This window comes from Frankia sp. CoBUL1, from assembly GCF_978021245.1.
In genome coordinates, this window is sequence record NZ_CDXDOS010000238.1 from 1 (window position 1) to 5199 (window position 5199).

A 5199-nucleotide genomic window follows, 5' to 3' on the forward strand; every position below is an offset into this window, starting at 1 on the left:
CCCTGACCCGATGGCCGCCCGGGCGCTCCGGCGGTGGCAGTGTCGGGGGCGGGGTCGGGGTCGGTGGCAGTGTCGGGAGCGGTGGCAGCGCCCGGGCGGCCATCGGGTCAGGGACACTCCCGGTGGGGCTCGGTGCCCGCCGACCGGTGCTGTGCCGCCCGCCCGTGGCCGTCCTGAGGGGAGCCTTTCCGGGGGGAGCCATCCGGGTCGGTGGTCGAGGATCGGTAGGCCCAGGCCGCGGATCCGCGCCTGTCGTCGCGGCGCCCGCCCGCCCGCCGTGAGCCGTGGCGACCTGTCGGCCACGGCCCCACGCCGCTCGGGTCGACCGCGGCTTCGATCCGGCGAGCAGCGCCAGCAGTTCGGTGGTATCGGGCAGAGAGGCCCCATCGGCCTGTCGCACACGGGCGAGCGCTCGCCGCACCCCCTCGCCGATGGGAGCCGTGTGCTCCGAGCGGTCGGCGCGGCGTCGTCCGGCCCGGGCCGCGGGTTCGGCAGACCCGCTGGGCTTTCCCGTCGCGGCCAGATCGACGATCCCGGCCCACGCGACGATGTCGGCGGCGGGGCCCTCCCAGCCACCCGCCGCGGGACCGTAGCCATAGCCGGGCACATAGCCGGGCACATAGCCGGGGCTGCTGGGGGGAGGCCACAGGTGGCCGGAGCGCCCGGCGACGATGTGCGGCGTCCCGGGCGCCGTCCCGCCGGCCGAGCCTGCCGCGGGGGACAGCAGCAGTGGCCGCAGGGCCGCCGCGACACCCAGGTCGACCAGCCGCGGCCCGGTAACGGAGAGCACGACATCCGTTGCCGTCAGGTCGCCGAGTGCGCCGACCGTGCGGTGCGCCGCATCGATGGTCTCCAACAGGGTCCGGGCAAGGCGGTCGATCTCGTCCGAGGACAGCGGTCCGCGTTCGGTGAGCTCGCGGGCCAGGGTCGGGCCCCCGACGAACTCCGTGACCATGTAGGGCCGCTCGGCGGCGGGCGCGGCGTCGAGCACGCCGCAGGTGTGTGCCCCGGCCAGCACGCGAGCGCGGTCGATCGCCGCCGCGAACCGGGCCCGCATGTCCGCGCGCAGGGCGTCGCCCGGGTGCAGCGCGCGGACCGCGACCTGCGCGCCTCCGACCGCACGGCTCAGATAGACGATGCCGGTGATGCCGGCGTCCAGCCGACCGAGCAGCTGGTAGGGCCCGAGTGAGGTGGGCTCGCCAACGGCGAGCGGCGCGACGTGACGAGGTAGCCGAGCGGTCATGGTGATAATGCCCCGAATGCGGCTCGTGGACGGTCAGCGGCGTTTATTCTCTCCGACGGTAGCTACTCCAGTTGTGTCCGTGAAGACCGCTACGCCTCCTTCTTTGCCCTTCTTCGCATCCGCAGCGAATTCGGCATCCGCCGTGACGTCGGCGGGCACCGGACACGAGCGCAGTGATCATCGTCGGCGGAACATCGCCCGGCTGTTCCCCGGTCGGCTACTTCCCGGCCGACCGATCATTGGTCGGTTGGCGGCTCCGGCGCGTACGCGACGGCGATCCCGTCGAGAAGCCATTTCAGCGCCTGCTCGAAGCGCGGCGCCGTGTAGCCGCAGCCGAGGGCGGCGATGGCGCGCAGCCGTGGGTACTCCTTCTCGGCGGTCTGTGCGTCCTCGGCGCTCTGCGCGCGGTTGAGGACCTGGGCGTCAAGGACCTGGACGGAGAAAACCGGTTGCGCCGTCGGGACACCGGGGCGATTCTGGGCGTCGGCCGCCGGAGGCCGTCGGCGGTCGAAATCCTCTCGGTCGCCGAGTTCGCGCAGCGTGCAGCCGACCACCAGATCATTAAGCGAGTGGATGATGCGCAGCTGGTCCTGCGGATCATCGGTGATCTTCGAGGCGATGGTCAGGCACTGCTCGATGTGCCGCAGCTTGTTGGGACCGAAACCCCGGCGGATGCCGATCCGAAGGGCCCAGGGATGTTCCTGGAAGGACCGCCTCGCGCGCCGGGCGATCTGGGTGAGGCCGTCCCGCCAGTCCTCGGGAACCTCGTCCAGCAGATGCCCGGCCAGGAACGCGTCCCACATCAGGCCGGTCAGTTCGTCCTTGTCCCGGACGTGGTGGTAGAGCGTCATCGTCCCGACGCCCAGATGTGCGGCGATCCGCCGCATCGACACCGCCGCGAGCCCCTCCGCGTCGGCGATCTCCATTGCGGCCAGGGCCAGCCGTTCACCGCTCAGGGGCGTCCGGCATCCCGGTGGGGTGGACACCCGTGCCATCGGCTTCCCCGGGGGCCGCCCCGGGGCCGCACTCGGCGGCGCCGCCATCGCCACTCACCTCCTGGCAGGACGCCTCCTGGCAGGAGGCACGGTCTGCCATTTTGGCGTTGGTACATCGTACGGCGTAGGGTTGGCCCAGCCTTCGTACGGTGTACGAAAGCTGGAGCTGTACGAAGGCTGGAGCTTGGAGGTATTCGGGTGAGGGCAGATTCGGACGAGGGTGGTTCGGGTGAGGGCGGTGCCGTGGTCGGCAGGACCGCCGGTACCGGGGCGGGCGCCTCGCCGGAAGGTGGCGCACCGCCGGGCCTGCGGATTCCGGGCTGGGCCGTGCTGGCCGTCTGCTGCCTGGCCCAGTTCATGGTCGTTCTGGACATTTCGATCGTGAACGTCGCGCTGCCGTCGATGCAGACCGATCTCGGGATGACGGCGAGCGGCCTGCAGTGGGTGGTCAACGCCTATACGATCGCGTTCGCGGGTCTGCTGCTCTTCGGCGGCCGGGCGGCGGATCTGTTCGGTCGCCGCCGGGTGTTTGTGGCCGGGCTGGCGCTGTTCACCCTGGCGAGCCTCGGCGGTGGTTTTGCGCGGACCGAGGCGCAGCTCATCGTCGCCCGGGTCGTGCAGGGGTTGGGTGGGGCCGTGCTCGCCCCGGCGACGCTGACCCTGTTGATGACCTCCTTCGCCGAGGGGCGGGAGCGGACCCGGGCGTTGGGCGCGTGGGGCGCCACCGCGGCCAGCGGCGGGGCGCTTGGCGCGATCGTCGGCGGTGCGCTGACCGAGGTCGCGAACTGGCGGTGGGTGCTGTTCGTCAACGTGCCGATCGGCGTGGCGCTCCTCGTGGCCGCCCGGCTCGTGCTCGTCGAGTCGCGGGGCCAGCTGAGCCGGCTGCGTGATCTCGACATTCCCGGCACGGTGACCGTCACCGGGGGTCTGGTGCTGTCGGTCTACGTCATCGTCCGCACCGAGAGTTCCTCCTGGACGTCCCCGGTCACACTCGGGATGCTGGCTGGGGCGGTAGTGCTTCTTGCCGCGTTCGTGGCCGTCGAGGCCACGACCCCCGCCCCGCTGGTGCCGCTGAGCGTCTTCCGCTACCCCGGGCTCGCCGCGGCGAACTCGGTCGCCGCCTTCCTCGGCGCCGCTATGTTCACGATCTTCTTTTTCCTTACCCTCTTCCTCCAGCAGGTTCAGGGTTACAGCCCGCTGCGCGCCGGGGCGGCCATGCTCCCGATGCCGCTCATGATCATCGTTGCCTCGCGGATTGTCACCCGGATGATCGGGCGGCTCGGTCCGCGGCCGATCATCGTGTTCGGTCTCGCGAGCGGAACGGCGGGTCTGCTCTGGATGTCGACGATCACCCGGCACGGCTCGTACTGGGTGCACGTGTTCGGCCCGGTCCTGATCGTCGGGCTGGGGGTGGGGTCTATCATGGTCGCGATGGTCGCTGCGGCCACGGCGGGCGTGCCGATGCGCCTGGCGGGCCTCGCGTCGGGTCTGATCAACACCAGCCGTCAGATCGGCGCGGCGATTGGCCTCGCCGCGGTGTCGACGATCGCGACCAGGCATACCGACGGCCGCCTCAGGCACGGGGCCGCGCGGCTCGACGCGCTGGCCTCCGGCTACTCCCTCGGGCTGTTCATCGGCGGCTGCGTCCTCGCGGTCGGGATCCTGGCCGCGCTGCTGCTGCCCCGTGTCCGGCGGCCCGAGCCGGAGCCGCCCCTCGGCGCGACGGAGAAGACCGCGTCCGGGGCCTCGGATGACGAGGACCAGGCCCTCGCGGAGATCTGATCCATCAGCCGTGCGGACATCAGATCGCGGATCCGCGCAGCAGCCCGACGAGCTCACTGCCCGCGCGTAGCTCCCCGTCCGGGCCGAAGACCTCGACGCGACTGATCGCCCGGCCGTGGCCCGCGTGCAGGGTACGCACCCGGAACAGATGCCAGTCCCGGACGTCCAGGTCGTCGTAGAAGGTCACATTTTGCGATAGGACAGCGACTGCCAGGCGCTTGGTGGGGGTCAGGCCGGTGACGGCCAGCAGGTCGGACAGCGGCAGCAACTCGCAGCTGTGTGCGATGAACGCCCTCCACAGGGACCGGTCCTCCGGCGCCTCGGGGATGCGCTGCCATTGGTCCAGCTGATGGGTGTCCGCTCGGGGAAGCACCCGAACTTCCCAGGGCATCATCGGACGGTCAAGGGGGCTGGCGTGCTGCGGGCCGAGGAAGTCGGACTCGGTGGAGCGCAGGCGCAGGAAGTCCGGCTCCGGGGAACGGAGCATCACGTCCGCCCGGCAGATCTGCAACGAGTCCTGCCGGAAGGTCAGGGCGAGGGAGTCGATCGACCGCCCGTGGGCCAGCCGCTCGACGTCGATCCAGACCGGTTGGCGGCAGTCGCCGGGGCGCATGAACACCGTCTGCAGGCTGTGCGTGATCTTGTTGGGGGTCATGCGCTCGGCGAGAACGATCTGCTGGCCGAGCAGCTGCGCCCCGAGGACGCCGCCGTGTGTGCTGGGCAGGCATCGGGCCGGCACCGGCGGAACATCCCCGCCGAGGTCGAGAACTGCCAGTAGTTCACTCAAAGTGCACTGGCCGGACGCCGGCACCGCATCGACCTGATCCTGCGTGCTGGCCTGTTGCTTGGGGGCCTCGCCAGCTCGTGCATCCGTTGTCTCCGCGGATTGTGTACCCACAGCGCACCCTTCCCGTGGACGTTCGCCAGGTGCGAATGCCCCGGACGCCCGCGCTGGACGTCCAGGTCGGGGGACCGCGACCGGTCGCTGCACTCTCTGGCGAACTGTCACACGTGGATCATGACTCCGCCCGGCGTGGAGCCTTGCGGCAAATATCGACCTGTTCGCCGCTGACCGCTGGCCGCAGTGGCGCACGCCACGTTCCATCGAGCCCATATGACCGATAAAAGGTGCTCCTTATCGGTCTGCTCGCCGATTTCGGACTGTTCCCGATCTCAGAC

The 5199-nt window shown here is 70.9% G+C and carries 4 protein-coding genes; 1 reads left to right on the forward strand and 3 read right to left on the reverse strand.

Annotation, left to right across the window (positions count from 1 at the left end; translation table 11 throughout):
* A partial coding sequence (locus tag AC08OX_RS14620) for a protein kinase family protein (RefSeq protein WP_476608327.1) occupies positions 1-1243 on the reverse strand: 1243 nt, incomplete at its 3' end.
* 236 nt (positions 1244-1479) lie between these two features.
* Entirely contained in the window at positions 1480-2238 is a 759-nt protein-coding gene (locus tag AC08OX_RS14625) for a TetR/AcrR family transcriptional regulator (RefSeq protein WP_476608328.1), read from the reverse strand.
* 198 nt (positions 2239-2436) lie between these two features.
* Between AC08OX_RS14625 and AC08OX_RS14630 the strand changes: the two genes are divergently transcribed.
* Positions 2437-4020: an MFS transporter gene (locus AC08OX_RS14630; RefSeq protein WP_476608329.1), complete on the forward strand. Its 1584-nt coding sequence runs from the start codon at positions 2437-2439 to the stop codon at positions 4018-4020.
* Positions 4021-4039: 19 nt separating this feature from the next.
* On the opposite strand, the gene AC08OX_RS14635 is transcribed toward AC08OX_RS14630, so the two are convergent.
* On the reverse strand, positions 4040-4918 hold the full coding sequence (locus AC08OX_RS14635) for an acyl-CoA thioesterase (protein ID WP_476608330.1): 879 nt from the start codon (positions 4916-4918) through the stop codon (positions 4040-4042).
* Positions 4919-5199 lie beyond the last annotated feature (281 nt).